Consider the following 25,427-nt stretch of genomic DNA (forward strand, 5'->3'; position numbering starts at 1 on the left):
GGTGCGCCGTCGGGCGAGCCGCACCTCGGGTCACAATCGGCACATGGGGCGGACGGAGCAAACCGGTCAGCATGCGTCGCCTCGGATCGCGGGACGGTATCGCCTCGTCGAGAAGCTCGGCACGGGCGGCATGTCGGTCGTCTGGCGCGGCTACGACGAGACTCTGGGCCGCTCGGTGGCCGTCAAGGTGCTGTCGCCCCGCTTGGCCGACGACCAGAGCTTCCGCGACCGGCTGCGGCAGGAGGCGCTGGCCGCGGCCCGGCTCAGCCACCCGCACATCACCGGCATCTTCGACTTCGGCGAGTCACCGCTGAACGAGCACCTGACCGTGCCGTACGTGGTGATGGAGCTCAACGACGGCGAATCGGTCGCCGCCCGCCTGACCCGGCGCGGCCCGCTGGCGTGGCGCGAGGCGGTGACGGTCGCGACCGAGGTGGCATCGGCCCTGGCCACCGCGCACGCGCGGGGGGTCGTGCACCGCGACGTCACCCCCGCCAACGTGATGCTGACCGCCGCCGGCGCGAAGGTGGTCGACTTCGGCATCTCGGCGATCGTCGGCGAGCGCGACGCCGCGCCGGACGGCAGCCTGCTCGGGACACCGGCCTACCTGGCCCCCGAACGCCTGGCCGGCGCCCAGGTCTCGGCCGCCACTGATGTGTACGCCCTCGGCCTGCTGTTCTTTCGCCTGCTCACCGGCCGGCTGCCCTGGCCGGCCGAGACCACCGCCGAGGCGTTGCGGGCCCACCTGTACGCGGACCCCGACCCCCTGCCGCCCCAGCCGTCGATGCCGCCCGAGGTGGCCGCCCTGTGCCGGCGTTGCCTGGCCAAGGCTCCCGAGGACCGCCCCGACGCCGCGTCGGTGGCCCGCGCCCTGGCCGAGGCGGTAGGCATCCAGCCGATCCTGCCGCCACTGCGAGAACTGCCGGACGACGCGCCCCCACCGGTGCGCGCGGCGGTGCCCGCCCCCGGCCGCCGCTGCTTGATCACCCCGGCCGCGCCCGCGGCCGCTTGCGCACCCGAGGGAGTGCCCTCTTCGGTGTACGACCCGTCGCATCCCCCTTGCGACGCCTCGGCTTCGGACCCCGAGGTTGCCTCCACTCCGGACCGCGACATTGCCTCAGCGCCGCGCCGCGATGCTGTCTCATTTCCGCGCCGCGACGTCGCCTCGGCTGCCCATAGTGATGCTGCCCCGGCTTCGCTTCGACAGCTTCGAGACTCCGGCCGGGGAAGCCTGGCTGTCCTTCGGTTGCGGGCAGGCCTCAAGCTGGCCGCCTGGCTGCGGCTGGGCAGTGTGCGCGCGTTGGGCGGTGGCCTGTTCACCAGCGGAGGCCTGTTCACCAGCGGCGGCCTGGGCCGGGGCGGCCTGGTTCGGGGCGGCCTGGTTCGGGGCGGCCTGGTTCGGGGCGGCCTGGTTCGAGGCGCCTTGGTCCGGGTCGCCCTGATCGGACGGCACCGGGTGCAAGCCGGCCTTGTCACCGCGGCCCTGCTGGTGATGGCCGGCATCGGCTGGGCCACGACCCGCGAGTCCCCGGAGGTGGAGCAGGCACAGGCCGCCGGAACGGGCCCCGGCGCCGTAGGCCCCGCCAGCACCGTCTGCGCCGTCCGCTACCAGCTGCGGCGCGACTCCGGCCGCGAATACGAGGCCCTGCTCACGGTGGCGACCACCGGCGAGGTCGGCCACTCCTCCTGGCGGGTGATGTTCGCCTATCCCGGTTCCCAGCGCCTCATCGGCGCCCCCAAGGCGGTCTCCCAGCGCGGCCGGAAGGTGATCGCCAAGGGCCACGGCACCCGCAAGACCTTCACGTTGCGCGGCGCCTACCGCGGCTACAACCCGTTGCCGCTCTCCTTCACGCTGGACGGCCGCAAATGCCGGGCCGAGGTCCTCGGCAGCACCGTCCCCGGCAGCACTGTCCCCGGCACTACCGTCCGCGGCAGCACCGTCCCCGAGTTCGGCAGCGAGCCCATCAGCGACGCCGCCCAGAAGGCTCCTCCCGACCGAAACACCGGCGGCCAGGGCACGAAGCAAAACCGCTCATCTCGCACGACCAACTCCCCCCGGAAGCGCCTCCATCGCGTAACGCCACCCACGACAGCGCCCGGAGAGTCCTCGCTGCCGCCTCCGCCGATGTCCCGTAAGGCCGTCGGCCTCTCATTCGACCTCTGAGAACGCCCCGTAGAGCACTTCTTGCCGCCCAGGCTGGGTCCCGTGAGGCGGCGGCCTCTCATTCGACCTCCGAAGCGGGCTGCGGGCGTCCGTCGCCGTGGTTATGGTCGTGGCATGTCGAGGCTCGCGGTGGTAAGCGGTGGCGGAACCGGCATCGGCCGGTCGACGGCGGGCATGCTGGCGGGCGAGGGCTACGACGTCATCATCGTGGGCAGGCGAGCCGAGGTCCTGGCGGACGCCGTGAAGTGGATCGGCCCCCAGGCCTCCGGGGTGACGGCGGACGTCTCCGATCCGGCCCAGATCCCCGCCGTGGTCGAGGCGGTCGGCGGCCGCCCGGTTGACGTGCTGGTCAACAACGCCGGCGCCTTCGTTTCCGGCACGGATTCCACACTCGACAGCGTGGCCGACCACTGGCGCGCCAGCTTCGACTCCAACGTCCTGACTGCCGTGCTCCTGACGACGGCCCTGCTCCCATCCCTGCGCCGCCCCGGCGGCCGGATCATCCTGACCAGCTCGATAGCCGCACAGCGGGGTGGCGGCGGCCCCTATTCCGCGGCCAAGGCCGCCCTGCACGGCTACGCCCTGGATCTGGCCGTGGCCCTGGGCGGCGAGGGCATCACCGCGAACGTCATCTCACCCGGCTACGTGATCGACAGCGAGTTCTTCGACGGCCGCATGACCCCCGAGGGCCACCAGAAGCGCGTGGACGCCACGCTCCTCAAACGCCCCGGCGAGCCGCAGGACATCGCCGAAGCGGTCCGCTGGCTGACCGGCCCCGGCGGCGCCTACGTAACCGCCCAAATAATCAACGTCAACGGCGGCTCAGTCCTCGGCCGCTGACGCCAACGGCCGCCCTACCCGCGCGCGTCGCGCCTGATCCGCCCGTCCGTGGCCGGCGCCGCACCCGGCCCGCCCACACGCCGGGCCCGCCCCCGGCCGCCCTGCGCCTCGCCCGGCCCGAACGCGACCCGAGGCTCGCTCGCGCCGCAGGCTACTTCGCGCCGCCGGTGAAGCGTCCCTCGCCCTCGCGGTTGGCGCGGAAGCGCAACCCCGACCATCGGTCATCGATCGCGACCTGGCCGCAGGGCCGCATGTCGAAGTCGGCGACGATCGGCCACAGGGTGTCCCGGTTGATGTCGGCCTTGTTGCCCTTCGGATAGGCCACCCAGAACACTCCGGGCTTTGCCAGATCGGCACTGTGCTCCTCGAGCAGCTTGCGGGCGCCGGCGGCATCCTCCGCGAACATCACGGCGGTGCTGGCGGTGGCGAGTGTTTCCGCCTCGCGCACCCCGTCGGGCATGGGCGTCAGCAGTGGCAGCCGGGCCGGGTCGGACAGCCACACCGTCGAATGGGGCTTGATCAGGAGCTTCTCGGCAATGGTCTTCGACATGGCTCGAGCCTCTCACCGACAAATAAAATTGTCAAGGAACCAGCCGGCGCTACGGGCGAAGCGTTGAGCTGGACTGAAGCGGCCTCACCGACTCCTTCCGACCTCGAGAGACTCCGATTCTGAACCCGGGCGGCCGGGCCGCGCCCAACTTTTTTAGCGCCTGTGGACAACCACCGCCCTGTGGATAACTCCGGGTTTTGTCGGTGCGGGCTGATAGACATGCCGGGTGACCGAGACGACGCGGATGAGGGCCGACGAGGCCGAGCGGGCGACCGTGCGCGAGCGCGCCGAGGGGGTACTGCGCCGGCTCGCCGGCGACCACGCGACCCTGCGTGACGACCAGTGGCGGGCGATCGAGGCGCTCACCGTCGACCGGCGGCGGGTCCTCTGCGTGCAGCGCACCGGGTGGGGCAAGTCGGCGGTCTATTTTGTCGCCACCGCCCTGCTTCGCGGCGGGGTCGCCGCCCAGCCGGGCGAGCCGCCGGCCGGCCCGACCGTCATCGTGTCACCGCTGCTGGCGCTCATGCGCAACCAGGTGGAGGCGGCCGCCCGGGCCGGCATCACCGCTCGCACGATCAATTCGGCCAATCTCGACGAGTGGTCCGAGATCGAGGCCGAGATCCGGGCCGGCGCCGTCGACGTGCTGCTGATCAGCCCCGAGCGGCTCAACAACCCCGACTTCCGCGACAACGTGCTGCCCGGCCTGGCCGCGAGCACCGGCCTGCTCGTGGTCGACGAGGCGCATTGCGTCTCCGACTGGGGGCACGATTTCCGTCCCGATTACCGCCGGCTCCGCACCTTCCTGGCCGGCCTCCCGGGGCGTACTCCGGTGTTGGCCACCACCGCGACCGCCAACGCCAGGGTGACCGCCGACGTCGCCGAGCAGCTCGGCGACGCGCTGGTCCTGCGCGGCCCGCTCGACCGTGACTCGCTGCGCCTGGCCGTGCTCGACCTGCCCCATCCCGCGCACCGCCTGGCATGGCTCGCCGACCATCTCGACCGGCTCCCGGGCTCGGGGATCATCTACACGCTCACCGTCGCCGCGGCCACCGAGACCGCCGATTTCCTGAGGTCCCGGGGTTACTCGGTCGCCTCCTACACCGGCCAGGTCGAGGACGCCGACCGCCGCGCCGCCGAGCAGGCGCTCCTGGACAACAAGATCAAGGCTTTGGTCGCGACCTCCGCCCTCGGGATGGGCTTCGACAAGCCCGACCTCGGCTTCGTCGTCCACCTGGGCGCCCCACCGTCGCCGATCGCCTATTACCAGCAGGTGGGCCGGGCCGGTCGGGCCGTCGAGCACGCCGAGGTGGTCCTGCTTCCCGGCCGCGAGGACGCGGCGATCTGGCGATATTTCGCGTCCCTGGCGTTCCCGCCCGAGGTGCAGGTGCGATCGGTGCTGGCCAACCTGTCGCCCGACCGTCCGATGTCGACGCAGGCGCTCGAGCCGCTGGTCGACCTGCGTCGCACCCGGCTGGAGATGATGCTCAAGGTCCTCGACGTCGACGGCGCGGTCCGGCGTGCCCGCGGCGGCTGGCTGGCCACCGGCGAGCCGTGGACATATGACACCGCCCGCCTTCGCCGAGTCGCCGAGGCGCGTTCGACAGAGCAAAAGACCATGATTGAGTACGCGGAAAGCACCGCTTGCCGCATGGAGTTCCTTCGCCGTTGCCTGGACGATCCGGAGGCCGCCCCGTGCGGCCGCTGCGACAACTGCGCCGAGCCGCTGTTCGACGCCGAAGTCTCGCCCGCCGCCCTCGCCGCGGCCGACGCGTTCCTCGGCCGGCCCGGCGTCGAGATCGCGCCGAAGAAGATGTGGCCCACCGGCATGGCCGCCGTCGGCATCGCGCTGAAGGGCAAAATCGCCCCGACCGAGCAGATCGCCTCCGGTCGCGCGGTCGGCCGCCTCTCCGACCTCGGCTGGGGCGGCCGGCTGCGAGCCGTCGTCTCCCCGGAGTCGCCCGACGGCCCGATCTCCGACGATCTGGCCGGCGCGGTCGTCGAGATCCTCAAGGCTTGGGCACACGGCGACGACGCCTGGCCGCAGCGCCCGTCGGCGGTCGTGGAGGTCGGTTCGCACCGTCATCCGCAGCTCATCCACAGCCTCGCCGAGCACATCGCCCGCGTCGGCCGGCTGCCCCTGCTCGGCACCGTGACGTCGCCCGGCGTTGCCGCCACCGCGTCGCGGGGCAACAGCGCCCAACGCGTCCGGGCGCTGCACGACGCGTTCGAGGTGCCGCCCGAGCTGGCCGAGGCGCTAGCCACCCTGAACGGCCCCGTCCTGCTGGTCGACGATGTGGTCGACTCCGGCTGGACGATGTCCCTCGCCGGCCGCGCCCTCCGCCGCGCTGGCGCCGAGGGGGTGCTGCCGCTGGCGTTGGCCGTATCCGGGTAAGGGCCGTCGGCTCCGCGCGGCGCCTCCGGTGCGCGCCCCGCGCCGACCGGGCCCGCGCGCCCCGCGCCGACCGGGCCGACCGCGCGGCCAGCGCGCTTCGCGACAGGTGCGTCCGCGTCGGCGCTACTTGACGAGCCGCACGCGGCCCGCCGCGCTAACGGATTCCGCGTTGGCAGGGCCGGGCTTTGCTGGGCCGGGGCTTCGCGATCGCCGAATCGGGTGGGCATAGGTTGGTGCGGTCGCGCAGACGAGGGCAGGTAGTGACAAAACGGCAGGTAACGGACAGGATGAGTGAGGTAGACGACTTGCCCGGCCGAGGAACCGATACGGGGAGGGGGTATGCTGGCGTCATGTCCGAAGAGCCGACGCCGCAGCATGGTCCGCATGGGTATTCCGGTGACAAGGCTGCCCTGCTGGGGCGACTGCGTCGCATCGAGGGGCAGATTCGTGGGCTTCAGCGGATGGTGGACGAGGACACCTACTGCATCGACGTGCTGACGCAGATCTCTGCGGCCAAGAGTGCGTTGCAGGCGGTGGCAGTCGGCCTGCTCGAGGACCACCTGGCCCACTGTGTCGTCGACGCGGCCCGTGCGGGGGATCCGACTGCCAAGGTCAAAGAGGCCTCGGACGCGATCGCCCGGCTCGTCAAGTCCTGACGAATGCTTCAGAAAGGCTGTTTCATGGCTGTGACCAGCACCTACACCGTGACCGGCATGACCTGCTCGCACTGCGTCCAGGCGGTCACCGGAGAGCTCACCGCGCTGCCGGGTGTGGCGGACGTGCAGGTCGACCTCGCCTCCGGCGCGGTTACGGTGACCAGCGAGGCGCCGCTCGCCGACGAGGACGTGCGCGCGGCGATCGACGAGGCCGGCTACGAGCTCGCGCATGCCTGACGGCGCCCCGGCCGACGGCGCCCCGGCCAACGGCTCCCCGCCTGCGGGGGGCGGTGTAGACGACCGAGCTGATCAGGGGAGTGTCGACCAAGGAATGCGCGAGCCGTCCGGCAAAGGCGAAATGGACGCGCCGCCCACCAAGGAAAGCACCGACGCGAGTGCGGACGGCGTGGACGGCGGGAGCGCCACTGGGCGGGAGTATGGCCTCAGGGCGGGGGAGACCGGCACGGCAGGAGATCGAGCCGGGTTCCGGCTGGCTGCCTTCGGGGCTCTCCTCGTCGTCGTGCTCTTCGCGGGCTATGGCCTCGGCCGCCTCAACAGCGAGACGACCTCGGCCTCGGCGCCAACCGCGGCGGCCGCGAACGGCGGCAATGAGAACGGCGGGGCTGCGAACGGCAGTAACGGCAACGGCGGCGCTGCGAATGGCGGCAATGGGAACGGCGGCAATGAGAGCGGCGGCACCGGGAACGACGGTATGGCGAACGGCGGCGCCATGGCGGGCATGGTCATGGACGAGAACCAGCCGCACTCCCACAACAACGACGGCACGGTCGCGCAAGAGGGAACGACCCCGGTAGGCTCCACCGTCGGCGGGCTCTCGCTGAGCTCAGCGGGCCTCACCCTCGCGCCGGCGCAGACGAGCTTCGTGGCCGGCAAGAGGCAGCGGCTCTCCTTCCGGATCACGGGGGCGGGCGGGGCTCCGATCACCACGTACGCCGTGGTGCACGACAAGCTTCTGCACCTGGTGGTCATCCGGCGGGATCTGAGCGACTTCCAGCACCTGCACCCGTCGATGGCGGCGGACGGCACCTGGGGGATCGACCTCATGCTCGCCCGGCCGGGGATCTATCGGATGATCGCGGACTTCACGGCGCTCGTCGGCGGCAAGCCGGTGGCGACCACGCTGGGCAGCGATCTCACGGTCGCGGGGAACTATGCGCCCACGCCCCTGCCGGCGCCGGTCCGCGCGGTGGCGACGGACGGGTTCGCGGTGGGGTACGAGGGCGCACCCAGCGTCACGTCGACCCAGCCGATCCTGGTCAGCGTGGCGGGACCCGACCGGCGGCCGGCCATGCTCGAGCCCTACCTCGGCGCGTACGGGCACCTCGTGGTGCTCCGCGACGGCGACCTCGCCTACGTGCACGTCCATCCCGAGGCCGCGCTGGTCGACGGCAAGGTGAAGTTCTGGCTGTCCGTGCCGAGCAGCGGCGTCTACCGTATGTTCTTCGACTTCCAGGTCGCGGGGCGAGTGCACACCGCGGCCTGGACCGTGCGAGTCAGCTGAGCAGCTTTTCCAACGCGGGCGTGACCGACCACTGGGTGGTCAACGACTCGTATTCCGCGCGCTGTGCGGGGGTGGGCTCGGCGTCGGTGCGGCGGGCGCGCAGCAGTAGGTTGCGCGGGGTGTGCGCCGAGTCGATGAACTCGACGACGTCCACTTTGTATCCTCGCAGGCGCAGCAGCGATGCCCGCAGGGTGTCGGTCAGGACGTCCGCGAAGCGCTCGCGCATGATGGCGTGGCGGGTCAGCTCGCCGAACGGCGCCGGGGCCGCGTTGCCCTTGAGCTGGGCGGCGATGTCGTGGTGGCAGCACGGCGCGGCCAGCACCCAGCGGGCCGACCACTGCACGGCCCGGGCCAGCGCCTCGTCCGTGGCCGTGTCGCAGGCGTGCAGCGCGAGCACCAGATCGGGCTCGAAGGGCAGCTCGGCCGAGGAGATCGTGCCGGCCACGAACGTCACGTCGTCGGCGCAGCCGAGTGATGCGGCGACGGCGGTGTTGCGTACGCGTTGATCCTCGCGGACGTCGACCCCCACGACCTGGACCTTCGCGCCTCGCGAGGTCAGATAGCGATATGCGGCGAACGTCAGGTAGGCGTTGCCGCAGCCAAGATCGACCACGCGGAGGGGCGACGGCAACGAAGCCGGCAGCGTCGCGGCCAGCGCGCGGAGGAAGGCGTCGACCTGCCGCCGCTTGGCCGCCGAGCCCCCGACGACCTGGAACAGCGGATCGCCCGGATCGAGCAGCCACTGCTTCTCGCGATCGTGCCCGGCAGCCGGCGCGGCCGACGGCGGGGCGCCCCGATGCACCTGAGCGTCACCCTTCTTGGTGATTCGCACCTGCACCGTCGCCGCCGTGGTCTCGACGTGCCAGTTGCCGAACGGCTCGGCGAGCAGCGCGTCGACGGCCGCCTCCGCCTCGGCGCCCGGGGCGACATTGCGGGTGAAAGGGCGCGCTCCGTCGTCGGTCACGATCTGTAGGTGGGTGCCGCCCTTGAGCGCAACCGGGCGTAACTCCGCCCTGGTCACCGTCGGTGTGTGACCTCGGCGGCGGCCGGCCGCGACGGCCCGGGTGAGGGCGGGGTCGAGCAAAAGGGTGCGTACCTCGGCGAGGACGTCGGCGAGCGGCTGTGGCATCCGTCAATTGTGCCGCGCGCCGCCGGACCGATCGGCGCATCGAACCGACCGGTGGCCCAACACGCTCCGCTTCACTACTGGGCCGAGAAGTGGATCTATAGATACGCTGTCGGCGCGAGAAGCGAGGTGCGCCACCGATGTCGTTGATGGCCGACCCACCCGGGGCCGACCGGCTCTCCGCCCGGCTGCGGCGGGACATCGGCGCCGCCCCCGATGTCGCCTGGACGAGCGCATTCCTGGCGGCCCTCGCCGGCGGCCGCCTTTCCTGGGTGGCCTACGCCGAGCTGGCCGCCCAGCATTGGTTTCTCTACGAGGCCCTGGAATTGGCGGGGCACACCATGGCCGGCGATCCGGTCGCGCGCGCCTTCGTCTTTCCCGAGCTGGTGCGGCTGCCCTCGATCGAGGCCGATCTGCGATTCCTGCACGGCCCCCGCTGGCCCGAGCGGATCGCCGCGCTCCCCGCGACGACCACATATTGCACCCGGGTCCGTTACGCCGCGAACTCGCATCCGGTCGGTTTCGTCGCCCACCATTGCGCCCGCTACCTCGGCGACCTCTCCGGCGGGCAACACCTCGCAGGGGCGCTGGCTCGCGTCTATGGCCTGAACGGCGACGGCAATCGCTTCTACCAATTCCCGGGCATCGACATCGAAGCCTTCAAAAACTATTACGGCCGCCTGCTCGACTCGCTTCCCTGGTCGGCCGAGGAGCAGGACGAATTCGTCGCCGAGGTGATCGAGGCCAATCGCCTGAACGCCGCGGTCCTGGACGAGCTCGCCCACCGCTGGATCTGACGGCCCGCGCAACCCACGGCCCCGCGACGTTCACGCTGCGTGATTTTCTCACGCACTTTGACGGGTACGAGGGAGCGAACAGTAACCGCCGGAGCGCCACGCCAGGTGCGCCCCCAGGCCGTCGGCGGCCGCCGGGCCGCCGGGTGGTCGCAAAGCAACAGCGCCCGACCTTGCCGGCCGGGCGCTGCCAAAGAGGCGCTGTCAAAGAAAGGCTCAGGCGCCGGCGGTCGTGCCGACGCCGGCGTCGGACCCGCCCGACATGTCGGCCGCGGCCTCGACGCCCGCATCCGACGAAACGTCCGCATCCGACGAGCTGCCGGACCCTCGGCTGCCCCGGCCACCGCGACGCCGGCGCCGACGCGGCTTGTCCGCATCGTCGTCGGAGTCGGCGCTGGATTCCGCATCGGCGGAGACGACGCTGGAGGGGCCCGCACCGGAAGAGGCAGAGCCGGCAGCCGGAGCACCGGTGCCGGGGGTGTCGGCGATGGGTGCGTCGGCGGCGTCGTCCGAGAGTGCCGTCGTGGCGGGTGCCCGGCGACGGGTGCGCGTGCGCTTCGGCGCGGCCTCGACCGAAGAGGCGGAAGCTGCTTCGACCGGTGACTCGGAGGCTGCCTCGACCCGCATCGCGCCGTCCGAAGCGTCGGGGCCGGCTGACGGCGCGGACGCGGGGGCGTCTGACGAAGGCGTACGCGAAGGGGGTGAATCCGCACCCTCGACCCGACGCCGGCGACGCTGGCGCTTGGGCCGCTCAGCTCCGTCCTCGGAAGCGTCCGACGCCGGCGCCGACGGCGAGTCGGCGCCCGGGGCACCACCGCGACTGCGACGTCCGCGCCCACGCGGCCCGGTCTCGCGACGGCGACGGCCGCCGCCCAGGTCTTCCTCGACCTCGGCGGCCAGGCCGGCCCGGTTGCGCTCGGCGGTCGGCAGCGTGCCCGAGACGTCGGTCGGGATGTCCAGGTCGGAGTAGAGAGCGGGGCTCGTGTGGTACGTCTCGGGGGGCTGCGGCATGCTCAGGCCCATCGATTTGTCGATGAGCACCCAGCGGGGCATGTCCTCCCAGTCGACGAAGGTCACCGCGACGCCGGTGGCCCCCGCGCGCCCGGTGCGGCCGATGCGGTGGGTGTAGGTGTCGGGGTCCTCGGGGCAGTCGTAGTTGATCACGTGGGTGACGCCGGAGACGTCCAGGCCGCGGGCGGCGACGTCGGTGGCGACCAGCACGTCGATCTTGCCGGTGCGGAACGCTCGCAGCGCCCGCTCGCGGGCGCCCTGGCCGAGGTCGCCGTGCACGGCCGCGACGGCGAAGCCACGGAAGTCGAGATCCTCGGCGACCCGGTCGGCGGCTCGCTTGGTGCGGCAGAAGATCATCGTGAGGCCGCGGCCGCGGGCCTGCAGGATGCGCGCCACCATCTCCAGCTTGTTGAGCGGGTGGGTGCGGTAGACGACCTGCTTGGTCAGCGGCGACGGGCCGCTCTCTGAGGTGTGGCCGGCGTGGATCGTCACCGGGTGGCTCAGGAACCGGCGGGAGAGGGCCACGATCGGGTCGGGCATGGTCGCCGAGAACAGCATGGTCTGCCGCTCTTCGGGCAGCATCGCCAGGATCTTTTCCACGTCCTCGAGGAAGCCGAGGTCGAGCATGCGGTCGGCCTCGTCGAGCACGAGCGCCTTGATCGAGTTGAGCTTGAGCTGCTTCTGCTTGGCCAGGTCGAGCAGGCGGCCGGGGGTGCCGACCAGGATCTCGATGCCCTTCTTGAGCGCGTCGACCTGCGGCTCGTACGCGACGCCGCCGTAGATCGGCAGCACCCGCACGCCGCGCGTGCTGCCGGCGGCCGCGATGTCGCGGGCGACCTGCAGGCCCAGCTCACGGGTGGGTACGACGATCAGCGCCTGGGGTTTGCCGTCGGCGCCCTCGGACGGGGCGATGACCCGCTCGAGCAGCGGCAGGCCGAAGCCGAGGGTCTTGCCGGTGCCGGTCGGCGCCTGGCCGATGAGGTCGGTGCCGCGCAGCGCGATGGGCAGCGCGTACTCCTGGATCGCGAAGGCCCGGGTGATCCCGGCCTTCGCCAGCGCCTCCACGGTCTCGGCGCGGACACCCAGCTCGGCAAAGGTGGGGCTGTCCGGGCGGACCGGGGCGCGGTTCACAACTGGTACGAGTGCGGGTTCGGAGTTTTCGATGTCTGTCATGAAGTTTTACGGGTGCCTCTCGTGGTGCGCCCGTCGTGGTGCTGGGGCGCGCTGTGGGTAGGGCGCGGGCCACACGCTGAAGAGCGGGCCGCACGCGCGCGGGTCGCCCGCGGCGAAACGGATGCGAGACAAGATCGACGACAAGCTGATCTGCCTGGACCCAAATCGACGTCGACGGGCGACAGAACCCAGTCTACCCGACTGAGAGATCGTGCACCTCAGAGCAGAGTTACGGGAGGGCACCATCGATGCGACGGTGTCCTCCCGTGAGCAACCTCAGCGCGTGGTGAAGCCGAACGGCCGGTTGGACGACTCGGCGATCTCCACGTAGGCGACCTTGGCGATCGGGACGATCACCTTGCGGCCCTTCTCATCCTGAAGCGTCAGCACGCTGTCCTTGGCCATCGCCTCGGTCACGGCCTGCTCGACCTCCGCCGGGGTCTGAGCGCTCTCGAGCACCAGCTCGCGCGGCGTGTGCTGCACGCCGATCTTGACCTCCACGGGGCCCTCCCTCTGTACGGTCTTACGCGGGCAAGGTTATCCGATTTCGGTCGTGGAACCGCTGGTTGCGCCGTCCTGCAGGGGGAAGCTGGCGATCCCGCGCCAGATAAGCGCAGCTACGAGCGCTTCGGCTTCAGCTTTAGGCGTACGACGACCGTTCGCCAGCCAGAACTGGGCCGACTGCCCGGCCGCCCCGACCAGGCCCGACGCCAGCAACTCGGCGGCCTCGGAACTGAGCGCGGTGTCCGAGATGATGGTGTCGGTGACGGCGGCGATGCAGCCCTGCTCGACCCGCTCGACCCGCTGCCGCACCTGCGGGTCGTTGCGCAGGTCGGACTCGAAGACGAGACGGAACGCCTCGCTCTCGTGGTCCATGAAGTCGAAGTAGGCCTGGACGGCGCCCTTGACCCGCTCCTTGTTGTCGTGCGTGGCCAGCATCGCGTCGCGAACCTTGGCGATTATCGCGTCGCAGTGCGTGTCCAGCAGCGCCAGATAGAGCTCGAGCTTGCCGGGGAAGTGCTGATACAGCACCGGTTTGGAGACGCCGGCCCGCTCGGCGATGTCGTCCATCGCGGCGGCGTGATAGCCGTGCGCCACGAAGATCTGCTGGGCCGCCGCGAGCAACTGCTTGCGGCGCGCGGAGCGGGGCAGGCGGGTGGGCCGGGTGGTCTGTGCCCCGCCGGACGCAGCGGTCATGTCTCTCTACCCTCCAGGGGGTTGGTATGTCCCCGCGGTCTCGCAGCCGCTCCATCAATTGTCGCGACGCTGCAACTTATCGCCACTGCACCCACACGGTAGCCTCAGCACGGGCGAGCGAGGAGCGCGCGGTGGATGAATCAGGGCATTCCGGTGACACTGGGGCTGCCGAGGGTGGCAACAGTGCCGATTCGCGTGAGCGCACCCGGGTGAACGGTTGGGCGACGCAGGACAGTCCATGGTCCAACTCCGGCGCGGCGCTCGACACCGAAACCGACGTCCCGGCCTGGCGGCGGCCGACGCCGTTTCCGCGTAATCCGGCATATCCCCCCGCCGAGCGCCCGTACGGTCCGGTCCAGCCCGCACCGGCCCAGCCCGCACTGGCCCAGCCCGCACTGGCCCAGCCCGCACGGGCCCAGCCCGTGGCAAACCAGCCGGCATCCGGCCCGCCGGTGCCGGCGCCCGCCCCGCCCGGCTTCGTCGGCGACAAACAGCCCGGCTTCGTCGGTGACAAGCAGCCCGGTTTCGTCGGTGACAAGCAGCCCGGCTACGACGTCAAGCAGCCGGGCCTCGAGACCAAAACTTCCGGCGAGATTCCCCCGTCCGGGGACGAGGTGCCGCGCTGGGCCGAGGCCCGCCCGCGCTACTCCGATCTGCTCGCCCACCTGACCCCGCCCGGCGCCGAGCAGGCACGCCCGCCGGCGCCGCGGATCGCCGAGCCGGGCCCGGGCGAGACCACCGGCGCGATCGGCCGCGAGGCCGGGCTGACCTCGCGGGCCGGCCTGCGCCCGGCCGAGCCGGTCGGCCCCGGCATGCGCGGTTACGACCTGCCGACGCCGAACAGCGCCCCGCCGTACCCGTACGAGGGCGACCTCGAGGAGCCGCAGGCCACGCCGCAGCGCGCCGCGGTCCCGCTGGTCCGCCCGGCCACGCCCCGCGCCGATTGGAGCGCGCCCGAGCCCCCCGCGGCGGATGAACCGAAGCCGGCCCGCCCGTCGTACGATCCGTCGAGCTTCCCGCGCCGGGTCTCGTACGAGCAGCCGGCGCCGCCGCCCGCCGATCCGCCCGGCTACACCCCGCCCCCGGCGTACGCGGCCTTCGGCAACCGGCCACCGGCCGGTGGCGGGACGAGCGGGCCGGCCGACCCCGGCCCGCGGGTACTGCCGCAGCGCGTGCCGGCCCAGCCGGACGTGCCGATAGTTCCGGAGCCTCCGTTGACGGAGCCCACGGCGGAGACGCCGGCGCTGGCCCGGATCGCGACGCATCTGCGCCGCGGGGACGTGCAGCCGCGCGAGCGGCAGGAAGGCTTCGACGTGCAGGCGATCCTGGCGGCGGTGCGAGGCGTGGACGGCGTGCGCGACGCGTCGCTGCGCTCGACCCCGTCCGGCGCGCACAGCCTCCGGCTGGATCTCGCCGAGGGCGCCGATCCGGCCGAGGTGAGCCGGCGCGTGGCCCGGCTGCTGCAGGAGCGGATGGGCCTGGACGCCGCGATGAAGGGCGACGCGCCGCCGGCCGCCGCCGTGCCGGTGTCGCCCGCCCGCCCGCAGACCTTGCCGCCACCCCCGCCGCGGCCGCAGAGCGCCCCACCGGCCGCCGCCCGGCCGCAAAGCCCCGCCCCGGCCCGGCCGCAAAGCCCCGCCCCGGCCCGGCCGCAAAGCCCCGCCGCGGCCCGGTCGGAAGGCTCCACCCGGCCGCTGAGCCCGGCCGCGACCCGCTCCGAAAGCCCGGCCCTGAGCCCGGCCGCCGCCCGCTCGGAAAGCCCGGCCCTGAGCCCGGCCGTGGCCCGGTCGGAAAGCCCGGCCCGGCCGCTGAGCTCGGCCGCGGCCCGCTCCGAAAGCCCCACCGCCCGGCCCCTGAGCCCGGCCGCGACTCGGCCACAGAGCCCGGCCGCGGCCCCGATCTCACCGTCGGCGCAGCGCCATCGAGCCGAGCCCGAGCAGGAGCGCCACCGCGCCGCCGAACGGGTCGCCGAGCCGGCGCCGATCGCCCCGCCGCCGCGCGCCGAGCCCATCCGCCCGGCCCAGACCGCCCGCCCGGCCCAGACCGCCCGCCCGGCCCAGACCGCCCACCCGGCCCAGACCGCCCGCCCAGCCCACTCGGCCCCGACCGAGCGGCGGGACGAGCGCCGGACCGAGCGCCCGCACGACGAGACCGAGCACGTCGGCGAGGTCGTTCCGGCCGACGAGCCCGGCCCCCCGCGCCCGCTCTACCCGGGCGATCACCCCTACCCCCGCATCGTCATCGAGAACGTGCACGTCAACACGTTCGGCACGGACGCCACGGTCGAGGTGCGCCTCGGCGTCGGCGGCCGGTCCGCCTCGGGCACCGCCAGCGGCCCGGCCGTCGACGGATACCTGCTGCGCCTGTGCGCGCAGGCCACCGCGGGCGCGGTCGACGAGCTGCTCGCCACCTCGCAGCACCCCGAGGGCCCGGCCCGCTGCTTCGTCGAGCACGCCGCCGCCGTCCCGTTCGGAAACTCGCAGGTCGCGGTCGTCGTGCTGCTGCTGTCGTGCAACGGCTGGGTGGAACAGCTGGCCGGCTCGGCCGTGGTGACCAGCGACGACCGGCACGCGATGGTCCGGGCCACCTTGGCGGCGGTCAACCGGCGGCTCGAGGCACTCTTGTCCCGATGAAGGGTGCTCTCCTGGCCGATGACGGCGTGTTGCTGCCGGACGGCGAATCGCCGGCCCCCTGGCCCGCACGCCGGGTCGTGATCGGCGGCGCGATGCTGCACGTCCGCGACACCCCGGCCACCGCGCCGGACGCCGAGCCGGCGGTGTACGTGCACGGCCTCGGCGGTTCCTCGCAGAACTTCACCGACGTCGCGGGCCTGCTCGCCGACCGTTTCGACGCACAGGCGGTCGACCTGCCCGGCTTCGGATACAGCGACCCGAGCCCGCGCTACTCGATCGCCTCGTTCGCGGCGACCGTGATCGGTTACCTCGAGCACGCCGGTCGCGGCCCGGTCCATCTCGTGGGCAACTCGCTGGGCGGCTCGATCGCCGTACGCGTGGCCGCCCTGCGCCCCGACCTGATCCGCACCCTCACGCTGATCTCGCCCGCGATGCCCTTCCTCGACCCGCGCCGGACGGCGCACGGTCCCTATCTGCCGATCCTGGCCCTGCCCCGGGCCGAGCGGATCTTCGCCTGGGGGATGTCCCGGCTGACCGTCGAGGAGATGGCCGACCAGGTCCTCGAGGCCTGCTTCGGCGACATCCGCAAGGCGACCGAGCAGCGCCGGGCCGAGGCGCTCGAGGAGATCCGCCTGCGCTACACGGTGTCGCACTACCCGCGGGCCTATCTGGGCACGCTGCGCGGCCTGGTCTCCAGCTTCCTGCGGGCCTATCTGCCCGGTCGCAACTCGCAGTGGCGGCTGGCCGCCGAGATCACCGCGCCGACGCTGGTCATCGGCGGGCTCCACGACCGGCTGGTCGATCCCCGGGTGAACGCGCAGGTCGCGCGGGCGATCCCGGACAGCCGCCTGCTGATGCTGCCGGGTGTCGGCCACGTGGCCCAGATGGAGGTGCCGCGGCTGGTGGCGCGGGCCATCGTCGGCATGCTCGACGAGAAACGGTAGCGACCCGGCTCACCCAAGATCCGCCGGGGAAGACAGCGATCGCCACGTATGGGACGCTGGCGGTCGATGATCGAGGAAGTCGCGCCGCGGGATACCTGGCGTCGCTGGTGGCTGGTGCTGCTCGCGATGATCGTCGTTGCCGTGTCGGGACTTCTGCTGGGCCGCACGATCACGTCGGACGCCGCCCAGGTGCCCGCCCCAACGTCATCCGGGTCCCCCTCGCCGGCCGAATCCGCCGGGCCGTCCGAGCCCGCCTCCTCCCCGTCGCCGATCATGGAAAGCCCCGAGCCGGCCGAAAACCTGCGGCAACTGAGCCTTCCGGGTGCCGTTCCCGCGCACGGTTCCGGTGCTTTCGCGTACGCGACCACGCGCGGCCCGGTCCTCGGCAGCGGCGGCCAGGTGCGCCGTTTCCACGTCGCCGTCGAGAAGGGCAGCAACGAGGACGTCACCGACTTCGCCGCGCAGGTGGTGTCGACGCTCGGCGACGCGCGCAGCTGGGTCGGCGGCGGCCAGGTGCGCCTGCAGATGGTGCCCGGCGGGGAGCCGGCCGACTTCGTCGTCCTGCTGGCCACGCGGGACACGGCCGGGCGGCTGTGCCGGCAGGGCGGCACGAACATCCGGATCAACGGCGTCCCGTACACGTCCTGCCGCACCACCGGCAAGGCGATCATCAACCTGGACCGCTGGCGGCTCTCGGCAAAGCCGTACCGGTACGCCAAGATCCCGCTGGCCACCTACCGTCAATACGTGATCAACCACGAGGTCGGGCACGAGCTCGGCCATCGGCACCAGGGCTGCCCGCGGGCGGGCGGACCGGCGCCGGTGATGGTGCAGCAGACGCTGACGACCCGCGGTTGCACGCCCTACCCCTGGCCGCGCCGGGGCCACGGCTTCCTCACCGGCCCCTCCCTGTAGCCGCGGAAACATCGCATGCCGCCGGTCGCGGCGTGGCAGTCTCGGCTATGTCATGACGCAGCAGGCCGGACCCCGTACGCCGCTGTGGGATCCCACCCGGAACCCGCCGGCGATGAGCCGGGCCCCGCTCGCCCGGCCGGCGCCCCCGCCGCCGCCGGATCTCTTCCCGGACTTCGACGAGGAGCCGCCTCCCGCCCGGCGCCGCCGCCGCGCCCTGACCGTGCTGGCCTACCTGCTGCTGGCTGCCGCCGTCGCCTTCCTCGGCCGGTATCTGCGCCCGGACGGCGCCGACCGCATCGTGATTCCGGTGATCGTGGCCCGGCCGTCCGCCTCGGCGGCGCCCGCTTCCGCCACGGCCGCCCCGGCCACCACGGTGCGGCCGGCCGTGGGCACCAGCGGCGCCTTCGCCTACGTCACCGGCTACGGCCAGGTCCTCGGCACCGCCGGGCCGATCCGCCGCTTCCACGTCGCCGTCGAGAAGCCGTCCGCGTTCCTCGTTCCGGCCTCGTTCGCCGCCGTGGCCGACCGCACCCTCGGCGACCGCCGCAGCTGGATCGCCGCCCGCCGCTTTCGGCTCCAGCGCGTCCCGCCGGGCGCCCGCGCCGAGTTCACCATCTACCTGGCCTCGGCGCGCACGTCCGAGCGGATGTGCCGCGAGGGCGGCCTGGAGACCGCGGCGTACACGTCCTGCCGCCTGCCCGGGAAGGTGATCATCAACGACGATCGCTGGGAGGGCTCGGTGCGCGGCTACGGCGCCCCGCTGAGCACCTACCGCGCCTACGCGATCAATCATGAGGTCGGTCACCAGCTCGGGCACGGGCACGAGCGGTGCCCGGGCAAGGGGCGCCGCGCGCCGGTCATGATGCAGCAGACGCTGGGCCTGAAGGGCTGTATCGCCAACGCGTGGCCGTACCCGTGAGAAAATTCCCGTGTCCCGCATGTCGGGCCGGTGGGCAACGTCATGGTTACGGCGCCGGTGAACGAGCAACAATGGCAGGCGATCCTTACTACCAACCCGGGGAGTGAACCGTGGCATTGCCCCCGCTCGTCGAGCCGGCCGCCGAGCTGTCCATCGACGAGATCCGCCGCTATTCTCGCCACCTGATCATCCCGGACGTCGGGATGGATGGGCAGAAGCGGCTGAAGAACGCCAAGGTGCTCGCCGTGGGCGCGGGCGGCCTGGGCTCGCCGGCCCTGCTCTACCTGGCTGCTGCCGGGGTGGGCACGCTCGGCATCATCGACTTCGACACGGTCGACGAGTCCAACCTGCAGCGCCAGGTCATCCACGGCGTCTCCGACGTCGGCCGGCCCAAGGCCGAGTCCGCGGCGGACAGCATCCGAGAGATCAACCCGCTGGTGAACGTGGTCATTCACAACACCACGCTGGACCGTGACAACGTCATGGAGATCTTCAGCCAGTACGACCTGATCGTCGACGGCACCGACAATTTCGCGACGCGGTACATGGTCAACGACGCCGCGGTGCTGCTCGGCAAGCCGTACGTGTGGGGTTCGATCTATCGCTTCGACGGCCAGGCGTCCGTCTTCTGGGCGGAGAACGGTCCCTGTTACCGCTGCCTCTACCCCGAGCCGCCACCGCCGGGCATGGTCCCGAGCTGCGCCGAGGGCGGCGTCCTCGGCGTGCTCTGCGCGTCGATCGGCTCGATCCAGGTCAACGAGGCGATCAAGCTGATCACCGGCATCGGCGAGCCGCTCGTCGGCAAGCTGATGGTCTACGACGCCCTCGAGATGGAGTACCGCAAGATCCGGGTGCGCAAGGACCCGAACTGCGTGCTCTGCGGGGAGAACCCGACGCTCACCGAGCTCATGGAGGACTACGACGACTTCTGCGGCGCGATCTCCGCGGAGGCCGAGGAGGCGATCGCCAACTCGACGATCACCGCCCGCGAGCTCAAGGACTGGCAGGACGCCGGCAAGGACCTCTTCCTCGTCGACGTGCGCGAGCCCGCCGAGTGGGAGATCAACCGCATCCCGGGCGCGACGCTGATCCCCAAGGGCGAGATCCTCTCGGGTGAGGCGCTGTCCCGCTTCCCGCAGGACCGGCAGATCGTGCTGCACTGCAAGTCGGGCGTGCGCTCGGCCGAGGCCCTGGCGGCGCTCAAGGCGGCCGGCTTCAAGGACGCCGTGCACGTCCAGGGCGGCATCGTGTCCTGGGTGAACACGGTCGATCCGTCCCTTCCGTCCTACTGACCCATCACGCCGGCCGATCACGCCGGCCGATCACGCTGGGGAGTCGTCCGGGCTCCCCAGCGTCGGGACGCGGGAGCGGTTTGGCTCCGGTGGTTGTAGCGTCACCGTCGTGGTCGACATAGACGCTGCGATCGGGTACGTCGTCGCGCACGGCGACGCGGTCGAGCGTGCCCGGCTGTCGTATTTGCGTACCGGACAGAGCCCGCCGCCCGAGGTCATCGACCGGATCGCGGCCGGGCAGACCGCGGCCGGCGGCTGGCCCGCCTCCACCGATGGCGTGATCCCGTCGGTCGACGCCACCTGCTTCCGCCTCAACGAGCTCGACGACCTGGGCGGCCTGCACGGCGACGTCGTCGACCGGGCGCTGGGCTGGCTCGCCTCGGTGCAGCGCCCCGACGGCACGTGGCAGGAGCAGGAGTCGCTCGCCGCCGAGGCTCCGGCGTGGGCGATGCCCGGCGATCCCGAGGCCACGCTGTACCTGACCGCGCTGACCGGATTCTGGTTCACCGTCGCCGAGGTCGAGCTCCACCCGCACCTCGACCTCCCGGCCCGGTACGGCCAGACGCTCGCGGCCGCGGCCGCCTTCGTCAACTCCCAGCTGCGGCCGGACGGCACCTGGCCGTCGTTCCTGGCCGCCGGCTGGCACGCGGCCGGGCTGCTGCACGCCCAGCAGTACTTCTACGAGTCGGCCCGGGTGCAGCTCGTGCTCGGCGACCGCCTGCACGACATGTCCCCGGCCGACGTGGCCTCGATGGCGGCCGCGCTGCGCCGGGTCAACCTCGGCGACGACTGGCTGCTCCAGGCCGCCCGCAAGCGGCTGGCCGCGACCCAGCGCAGCGACGGCGGCTGGGACAGCGCCGAGGGCCCGATCTTCGACGTCAACACCACGCTGACGGTGCTGCGCGCCTGCCGGTGACCCGCCGTCCCGGCGCGGCCCGGGCCGAGGCGCGGACGCGGCCGATCAGCGGGTGTGGCCGTTGCCCGAGACGATGTATTTCGTCGAGGTCAGCTCGGGCAGGCCCATCGGGCCGCGGGCGTGCAGCTTCTGGGTGCTGATGCCGATCTCGGCGCCGAAGCCGAACTCGCCGCCGTCGGTGAAGCGGGTCGACGCGTTGATCATCACGGCGGCCGCGTCGACGCGGGCCGCGAAGCGGCGGGTCGCGGTCACCGACTCGCTGACGATGGCCTCGGTGTGGCCGGTGCCGTAGCGGCGGATGTGGTCGAGCGCGTCGTCCATCGAGTCGACTATCGCCACCGCGATGTCGGCCGAAAGATATTCCTTGCCCCAGTCCTCGTGCACCGCGGGCACGACGTCGTCGCTGTACCGCGCCACCCGCGGGTCGCCGTGCACGGTCACCCCGGCCGAGACCAGCTCCTCGATCGCCAGCGGCAGGAACGAGTCGGCGATGTCGATGTGCACCAGCAGCGACTCGGCGGTGTTGCAGGTGGACAGGCGCTGGGTCTTCGAGTTGATCGTGACGGCCAGCGCCTTTTCCAGGTCGGCCGCCTGATCCACGTACACGTGGCAGTTGCCCACCCCGGTCTCGATCACCGGGACCGTGGACTCCTCGACCACCGTCTTGATCAGCGAGGCGCCGCCGCGCGGGATCAGCACGTCGACCAGGCCGCGGGCGCGCATCAGCTCCTTCACCGAGTCGCGGGTGGTGGCGTCGAGCAACTGGATCGCGTCGGCCGGCAGGCCCGCGTCGGCGATCGCCTTGCGCAGCACCGAGACGATCGCCGCGTTCGAGCTGAACGCCGAGCCCGAGCCGCGCAGCACCGCCGCGTTGCCCGACTTGAGGCAGATGCCGGCGGCGTCGGCGGTCACGTTGGGCCGGCCCTCGTAGATGATGCCGACCACCCCGAACGGCACCCGCACCTGGCGCAGCTCGAGCCCGTTGGCCAGGGTGGAGCCGCGCACCACGTCGCCGACCGGGTCGGGCAGCGCCGCGAGCTGGCGCAGGCCGTCGGCCATCCCCTCGATCCGGGACGGGGTCAGCGTCAACCGGTCGATCATGGCCTCGCTCTGCCCGTCCGACCGCCCCGCCGCCACCCCTGACCCGACTGAAGGCTGCCTGATGTCTCGAGCGTTGTTCACGTCCACCGCGTTCGCCGCGACGATGTCCTCGGCCCGCTCGACCAGGCGTTCCGCCATCAGCAGCAGGGCCCGGTCCTTCTCGGCGCGGGTGGCGGCGGCGAGGTCGATGGCGGCCCCCCGCGCGTCGGCGGCCTGCTGCAGCACGGTGGTCATCGGAAACTCCTTAGAGAAGGACCAGGTCGTCGCGGTGCACGACCTCTCGTTCATATCCCGGGCCGAGGGCCGCGGCCAACTCGGGTGTGGAGCGTCCGAGCAGCGCGGGCAGCTCTACCGCATCGTAGTTGACCAGGCCGCGGGCGACCGGCGCGCCGTCGCCGTCGACCAGGTCGACCGGGTCGCCGGCGGCGAACGAGCCGTCCACCGCGGTGATGCCGGCGGGCAGCAGCGACTTGCGCCGGGCCACCACGGCGGCGACCGCGCCCGGGTCGAGGTGGAGCCGGCCGCGCGGGGCGGTGGCGTGGGCGAGCCAGAAGAGCCGGGCGGCCGGCCTTTTCCGCGCCGCCTGGAACAGCGTGCCCACCTCTTCGCCGCCGAACGCGGGCGTGGCGAGCGACGCCGACGTGAGCACCACCGGGATGCCGAAGCCGGTCGCTATCCGGGCCGCTTCCACCTTGGTCACCATGCCACCGGTGCCCACGCCAGATTTACCCGGCTTAGAAATGTTAATTCCGGACAAATCGGAAGCGAGGTCCACGTGCGCAACCTGCCGCGACGACGGATCCGACGGGCTGCCGGTGTAGAGGGCGTCCACATCCGACAGCAGCACCAGCAGATCGGCGTCGACGAGCGCGGCCACCAGCGCCGCCAGCCGGTCGTTGTCGCCGAAGCGGATCTCCTCGGTGGCGACCGTGTCGTTCTCGTTCACGATCGGCAGCGCGCCGAGGTCGAGCAGCTTGCGCAGCGTCCGGTACGCGTTGCGGTAGTGCGCGCGCCGGGTCACGTCGTCGACCGTCAGCAGCACCTGGCCCACGGTGCGGCCGTGGCGCGCGAACCCCGTCGCGTACCTCTGAATGAGCAGCCCTTGCCCCACCGACGCCGCCGCCTGCTGGGTGGCCAGGTCGCGCGGCCGGCGGCGCAGCCGCAGCGGCGCGAGACCGGCGGCGATCGCGCCGCTCGAGACCAGCACCACCTCGCGCCCGGTCGTGGCCAGACCACCGAGCACGTCGACGAGGGAGTCGACGCGCTGCTCGTCGATGCCGCCGGCCGCGGTGGTCAGCGAGGACGAGCCCACCTTGACCACGATGCGGCGGGCGCCGATCACCTCTTCGCGCACCTGGCCCATTGTGCTCGGGTGGGGCCGCCGGACCGCGCCGAGATCCCATATCGTGGCCCGGGTGACACCCCAGGAGTACGTCGAAGAGGTGCTCTCGCTCGTCGAGCGCATCCCGGCGGGCAAGGTCATGTCCTACGGCGCGGTCGCCGACGCGCTCGCCGACCGCACGGGTCGCAACTCGGCGCGGCAGGTCGGCAACATCATGTCGCGGCACGGTGGCGGCGTGCCGTGGCACCGCGTGGTGACCAGCTCCGGACGCATGCCGCCCGGCCATGAGCAGGAAGCGCGGCAACGCCTGCTGAGCGAGGGAGTTCCGCTCAAGGGCGATCACGTGGACATGTCGCGCGCGTTGTGGAGGCCGTGATGGAGACCGGACAGCCGAGCCGCACGGCGTGGAGTGCGGCGCGTTACCGGGCGGCGCATCAGCTCATCGAGCGCGGCGCGATCTTTCCAGACCCGTTCGCTGTACGGATCTTGGGCGTCCCGCCGGACGAGCTGGTCGCGGACGCCCCGCGCCGCGCCATGCGGGTCTTCATCGCGGCCCGGCACCGGTTCGCGGAGGACGCGCTGGCCGCGGCCGTGTCCCGCGGGGTCCGGCAGGTCGTGGTGCTGGGCGCGGGGCTGGACACGTTCGCCTACCGGAACGCCTTCGACGGGGTGCGGGTCATCGAGGTGGACCACCCCGACACCCAGGCCTGGAAGCGGGAGCGCCTCGCGGCGACCGGCATCGAGATTCCCCCGTCGGTGTCGTATGCCGGGGTCGACTTCGAGACCGCCACCCTCGCGAGTTCGCTGAAGCTCGACGGCCCCGCCTTCTTCCTTTGGCTCGGTGTGGTGCCCTATCTGACGCCCGAAGGCTTCACCGCCACCATTTCGTATATTTCCGAATTGGCCGGTAGTGAGGTCGTGTTCGACTACGCCCAGCCGCCCTCGACCATGCCACCGGCCCGCCGCGTGGCGCTCGAGGAGCGTGCCGCCCGGGTCGCGAGGATCGGCGAGCCGTGGCTGACCTACTTCGAACCGGAGGAGATCGCGGCCCGGCTGCGCGAACTGGGCTTCCGGGAGATCGAGGACCTCGGGCCGGCCCAGCTCGCGGCGCGCTTCTTCGACCGCCACGACGTGCCGCCCGGCACCCCCGGCGGGCACCTCCTGCGCGCCGTCAGATGAGGCCGATGAAGGCCGCCGCGCCGCGCATCTGGAACTCCAGGAAGCCGCGGCGGTCCTCGTCGACCGACTTGTTGAGCTGACCGAACAGCTCCGCGCTGACCGCGCCGCAGAGCTGGATGAACGCCGCGATGGCGGCGCCCACCAGCCGTGGCGGGATGTCCGGGCCGAATTGCCCGGCGACCGCGGCGAGCTCCTCGCGGTACCGCCCGCTGATCTCCGGCTGCGGGCCGATCCGCCCGGCCGCGTACGCGTCGCGCACGATCGCCGCGATCTGGAAGATCACCCGGGTGGCGGGCCCGATCGTGTCCTGCGGGGCCTGATAGCCCGGCACCGGGCTGCCGTAGATCAGGGCCCACTGGTGCGGTTCGGCCAGGGCCCATTCGCGTACGGCGTGCCCGACCGCGACCAGCTGATCGGCGAAGCCGGCGTCCCGGGCCGCGGCCGCGGCCCGCTCGGCGGCCTCGCCCACCGCGTCGTACGCCTCGATGATCAGCGCCGTGAGCAGGTCGTCCCGGCTCGCGAAGTACCGATAGACGGCGGACGAGGCCATCCCCATGTCCCGCGCGACCGCGCGCAGCGACAGGTTGGCCCCATCGGTGGCGAGATGCCGGCGGGCCACCGCCTTGATCTCTTCCGTCATCTCCGCCCGCACCCGGGCGCGTACTCCTGAGGCGCTCATGCGGACCAGTGTGCCATAACGAGAGCACCGCTCTTGCATTTGGCGACCGAGCGTGTAATCGTTGTTCTCAACAGAGAGCGGT

At 72.3% G+C, this 25,427-nt stretch carries 23 protein-coding genes; 15 read left to right on the plus strand and 8 right to left on the minus strand.

Annotated features, from left to right (window positions below; genetic code table 11):
- Positions 1-43: 43 nt before the first annotated feature.
- Positions 44-2,164: a serine/threonine-protein kinase gene (locus tag ACFQS1_RS06075; RefSeq protein WP_378965108.1), complete on the plus strand. Its 2,121-nt coding sequence runs from the start codon at positions 44-46 to the stop codon at positions 2,162-2,164.
- 114 nt (positions 2,165-2,278) lie between these two features.
- Positions 2,279-3,004 (plus strand): SDR family NAD(P)-dependent oxidoreductase, encoded by a 726-nt coding sequence (locus ACFQS1_RS06080; RefSeq protein WP_378965110.1) that lies wholly within the window; start codon positions 2,279-2,281, stop codon positions 3,002-3,004.
- 151 nt (positions 3,005-3,155) lie between these two features.
- On the opposite strand, the gene ACFQS1_RS06085 is transcribed toward ACFQS1_RS06080, so the two are convergent.
- A complete protein-coding gene (locus tag ACFQS1_RS06085; RefSeq protein WP_378965111.1) occupies positions 3,156-3,554 on the minus strand; it encodes a hypothetical protein in 399 nt (132 codons plus the stop codon).
- A 244-nt stretch (positions 3,555-3,798) separates the two neighbouring features.
- Between ACFQS1_RS06085 and ACFQS1_RS06090 the strand changes: the two genes are divergently transcribed.
- The 4 genes from ACFQS1_RS06090 to ACFQS1_RS06105 all read left to right on the plus strand — a co-directional run bounded on the left by ACFQS1_RS06090 (position 3,799) and on the right by ACFQS1_RS06105 (position 8,124).
- On the plus strand, positions 3,799-5,946 hold the full coding sequence (locus ACFQS1_RS06090) for a RecQ family ATP-dependent DNA helicase (protein ID WP_378965417.1): 2,148 nt from the start codon (positions 3,799-3,801) through the stop codon (positions 5,944-5,946).
- Between the two features lie 350 nt (positions 5,947-6,296).
- On the plus strand, positions 6,297-6,602 hold the full coding sequence (locus tag ACFQS1_RS06095) for a metal-sensitive transcriptional regulator (RefSeq protein WP_378965112.1): 306 nt from the start codon (positions 6,297-6,299) through the stop codon (positions 6,600-6,602).
- A 24-nt stretch (positions 6,603-6,626) separates the two neighbouring features.
- Positions 6,627-6,839, plus strand: a complete 213-nt coding sequence (locus ACFQS1_RS06100) for a heavy-metal-associated domain-containing protein (RefSeq protein ID WP_378965114.1) — start codon at positions 6,627-6,629, stop codon at positions 6,837-6,839.
- Positions 6,840-6,960: 121 nt separating this feature from the next.
- Positions 6,961-8,124 carry a hypothetical protein gene (locus ACFQS1_RS06105; RefSeq protein ID WP_378965115.1) on the plus strand — a complete coding sequence of 388 codons (1,164 nt, stop codon included), beginning with the start codon at positions 6,961-6,963 and terminating at the stop codon, positions 8,122-8,124.
- On the opposite strand, the gene ACFQS1_RS06110 is transcribed toward ACFQS1_RS06105, so the two are convergent.
- Positions 8,117-9,253, minus strand: a complete 1,137-nt coding sequence (locus ACFQS1_RS06110) for a class I SAM-dependent methyltransferase (protein WP_378965116.1) — start codon at positions 9,251-9,253, stop codon at positions 8,117-8,119. The two genes, ACFQS1_RS06105 and ACFQS1_RS06110, sit on opposite strands and share 8 nt — an antisense overlap.
- Before the next feature lie 137 nt (positions 9,254-9,390).
- On the opposite strand from ACFQS1_RS06110, the gene ACFQS1_RS06115 reads away from it, so the two are divergent.
- A complete protein-coding gene (locus ACFQS1_RS06115; protein WP_378965117.1) occupies positions 9,391-10,047 on the plus strand; it encodes a biliverdin-producing heme oxygenase in 657 nt (218 codons plus the stop codon).
- 213 nt (positions 10,048-10,260) lie between these two features.
- Here the strand turns inward: ACFQS1_RS06115 and ACFQS1_RS06120 are convergent, their stop codons facing one another.
- From ACFQS1_RS06120 to ACFQS1_RS06130, 3 genes are all read right to left on the minus strand, one after another.
- Entirely contained in the window at positions 10,261-12,228 is a 1,968-nt protein-coding gene (locus ACFQS1_RS06120) for a DEAD/DEAH box helicase (RefSeq protein WP_378965118.1), read from the minus strand.
- Positions 12,229-12,504: 276 nt separating this feature from the next.
- Positions 12,505-12,729, minus strand: a complete 225-nt coding sequence (locus ACFQS1_RS06125; protein WP_378965120.1) for a DUF3107 domain-containing protein — start codon at positions 12,727-12,729, stop codon at positions 12,505-12,507.
- A gap of 36 nt (positions 12,730-12,765) precedes the next feature.
- Positions 12,766-13,425, minus strand: a complete 660-nt coding sequence (locus tag ACFQS1_RS06130; protein WP_378965121.1) for a TetR/AcrR family transcriptional regulator — start codon at positions 13,423-13,425, stop codon at positions 12,766-12,768.
- An 812-nt stretch (positions 13,426-14,237) separates the two neighbouring features.
- Here ACFQS1_RS06130 and ACFQS1_RS06135 point away from each other — a divergent pair.
- From ACFQS1_RS06135 to ACFQS1_RS06160, 6 genes are all read left to right on the plus strand, one after another.
- Positions 14,238-16,058 (plus strand): DNA polymerase III subunit gamma/tau domain-containing protein, encoded by a 1,821-nt coding sequence (locus tag ACFQS1_RS06135; RefSeq protein WP_465263197.1) that lies wholly within the window; start codon positions 14,238-14,240, stop codon positions 16,056-16,058.
- A complete protein-coding gene (locus tag ACFQS1_RS06140; protein WP_378965123.1) occupies positions 16,055-17,002 on the plus strand; it encodes an alpha/beta fold hydrolase in 948 nt (315 codons plus the stop codon). Before ACFQS1_RS06135 ends, ACFQS1_RS06140 begins: the two co-directional genes overlap by 4 nt.
- A gap of 66 nt (positions 17,003-17,068) precedes the next feature.
- Complete coding sequence (locus tag ACFQS1_RS06145; RefSeq protein ID WP_378965125.1) at positions 17,069-17,917, plus strand: DUF3152 domain-containing protein; 849 nt, start codon at positions 17,069-17,071, stop codon at positions 17,915-17,917.
- A gap of 52 nt (positions 17,918-17,969) precedes the next feature.
- A complete protein-coding gene (locus ACFQS1_RS06150) occupies positions 17,970-18,836 on the plus strand; it encodes a DUF3152 domain-containing protein (RefSeq protein WP_378965126.1) in 867 nt (288 codons plus the stop codon).
- A gap of 110 nt (positions 18,837-18,946) precedes the next feature.
- Entirely contained in the window at positions 18,947-20,128 is a 1,182-nt protein-coding gene (gene moeZ / locus ACFQS1_RS06155; RefSeq protein WP_378965127.1) for an adenylyltransferase/sulfurtransferase MoeZ, read from the plus strand.
- A 109-nt stretch (positions 20,129-20,237) separates the two neighbouring features.
- Complete coding sequence (locus ACFQS1_RS06160) at positions 20,238-21,044, plus strand: prenyltransferase/squalene oxidase repeat-containing protein (RefSeq protein WP_378965128.1); 807 nt, start codon at positions 20,238-20,240, stop codon at positions 21,042-21,044.
- Between the two features lie 45 nt (positions 21,045-21,089).
- On the opposite strand, the gene ACFQS1_RS06165 is transcribed toward ACFQS1_RS06160, so the two are convergent.
- Entirely contained in the window at positions 21,090-22,379 is a 1,290-nt protein-coding gene (locus ACFQS1_RS06165; RefSeq protein WP_378965130.1) for a glutamate-5-semialdehyde dehydrogenase, read from the minus strand.
- 10 nt (positions 22,380-22,389) lie between these two features.
- Entirely contained in the window at positions 22,390-23,508 is a 1,119-nt protein-coding gene (gene proB, locus ACFQS1_RS06170) for a glutamate 5-kinase (protein WP_378965131.1), read from the minus strand.
- A gap of 52 nt (positions 23,509-23,560) precedes the next feature.
- Between proB and ACFQS1_RS06175 the strand changes: the two genes are divergently transcribed.
- Together ACFQS1_RS06175 and ACFQS1_RS06180 are read left to right on the plus strand one after the other, a co-directional pair.
- Positions 23,561-23,863 carry an MGMT family protein gene (locus ACFQS1_RS06175; RefSeq protein WP_378965132.1) on the plus strand — a complete coding sequence of 101 codons (303 nt, stop codon included), beginning with the start codon at positions 23,561-23,563 and terminating at the stop codon, positions 23,861-23,863.
- Entirely contained in the window at positions 23,863-24,666 is an 804-nt protein-coding gene (locus tag ACFQS1_RS06180; protein ID WP_378965134.1) for a class I SAM-dependent methyltransferase, read from the plus strand. Before ACFQS1_RS06175 ends, ACFQS1_RS06180 begins: the two co-directional genes overlap by 1 nt.
- Here ACFQS1_RS06180 and ACFQS1_RS06185 read toward each other — a convergent pair.
- Positions 24,659-25,345, minus strand: a complete 687-nt coding sequence (locus ACFQS1_RS06185; protein WP_378965135.1) for a TetR/AcrR family transcriptional regulator — start codon at positions 25,343-25,345, stop codon at positions 24,659-24,661. The genes ACFQS1_RS06180 and ACFQS1_RS06185 overlap by 8 nt on opposite strands.
- Between the last annotated feature and the right edge of the window lie 82 nt (positions 25,346-25,427).

The organism is Paractinoplanes rhizophilus (assembly GCF_042664765.1).
Lineage (GTDB): Bacteria > Actinomycetota > Actinomycetes > Mycobacteriales > Micromonosporaceae > Actinoplanes > Actinoplanes rhizophilus.

Excerpts from the sequence above, each read along its gene's own strand:
- ACFQS1_RS06095 (WP_378965112.1), top strand. The coding sequence starts at position 6,297 with ATGTCCGAAGAGCCGACGCCGCAGCATGGTCCGCATGGGTATTCCGGT.
- ACFQS1_RS06110 (WP_378965116.1), bottom strand. The coding sequence starts at position 9,253 with ATGCCACAGCCGCTCGCCGACGTCCTCGCCGAGGTACGCACCCTTTTG.
- ACFQS1_RS06135 (WP_465263197.1), top strand. The coding sequence starts at position 14,238 with ATGCGCGGTTACGACCTGCCGACGCCGAACAGCGCCCCGCCGTACCCG.
- ACFQS1_RS06085 (WP_378965111.1), bottom strand. The coding sequence starts at position 3,554 with ATGTCGAAGACCATTGCCGAGAAGCTCCTGATCAAGCCCCATTCGACG.
- ACFQS1_RS06090 (WP_378965417.1), top strand. The coding sequence starts at position 3,799 with ATGAGGGCCGACGAGGCCGAGCGGGCGACCGTGCGCGAGCGCGCCGAG.
- proB (WP_378965131.1), bottom strand. The coding sequence starts at position 23,508 with ATGGGCCAGGTGCGCGAAGAGGTGATCGGCGCCCGCCGCATCGTGGTC.
- ACFQS1_RS06145 (WP_378965125.1), top strand. The coding sequence starts at position 17,069 with ATGATCGAGGAAGTCGCGCCGCGGGATACCTGGCGTCGCTGGTGGCTG.
- ACFQS1_RS06130 (WP_378965121.1), bottom strand. The coding sequence starts at position 13,425 with ATGACCGCTGCGTCCGGCGGGGCACAGACCACCCGGCCCACCCGCCTG.
- ACFQS1_RS06165 (WP_378965130.1), bottom strand. The coding sequence starts at position 22,379 with ATGACCACCGTGCTGCAGCAGGCCGCCGACGCGCGGGGGGCCGCCATC.
- ACFQS1_RS06080 (WP_378965110.1), top strand. The coding sequence starts at position 2,279 with ATGTCGAGGCTCGCGGTGGTAAGCGGTGGCGGAACCGGCATCGGCCGG.
- ACFQS1_RS06115 (WP_378965117.1), top strand. The coding sequence starts at position 9,391 with ATGTCGTTGATGGCCGACCCACCCGGGGCCGACCGGCTCTCCGCCCGG.
- ACFQS1_RS06185 (WP_378965135.1), bottom strand. The coding sequence starts at position 25,345 with ATGAGCGCCTCAGGAGTACGCGCCCGGGTGCGGGCGGAGATGACGGAA.
- ACFQS1_RS06105 (WP_378965115.1), top strand. The coding sequence starts at position 6,961 with ATGGACGCGCCGCCCACCAAGGAAAGCACCGACGCGAGTGCGGACGGC.
- ACFQS1_RS06180 (WP_378965134.1), top strand. The coding sequence starts at position 23,863 with ATGGAGACCGGACAGCCGAGCCGCACGGCGTGGAGTGCGGCGCGTTAC.
- ACFQS1_RS06100 (WP_378965114.1), top strand. The coding sequence starts at position 6,627 with ATGGCTGTGACCAGCACCTACACCGTGACCGGCATGACCTGCTCGCAC.
- ACFQS1_RS06120 (WP_378965118.1), bottom strand. The coding sequence starts at position 12,228 with ATGACAGACATCGAAAACTCCGAACCCGCACTCGTACCAGTTGTGAAC.
- ACFQS1_RS06075 (WP_378965108.1), top strand. The coding sequence starts at position 44 with ATGGGGCGGACGGAGCAAACCGGTCAGCATGCGTCGCCTCGGATCGCG.
- ACFQS1_RS06150 (WP_378965126.1), top strand. The coding sequence starts at position 17,970 with ATGACGCAGCAGGCCGGACCCCGTACGCCGCTGTGGGATCCCACCCGG.
- ACFQS1_RS06140 (WP_378965123.1), top strand. The coding sequence starts at position 16,055 with ATGAAGGGTGCTCTCCTGGCCGATGACGGCGTGTTGCTGCCGGACGGC.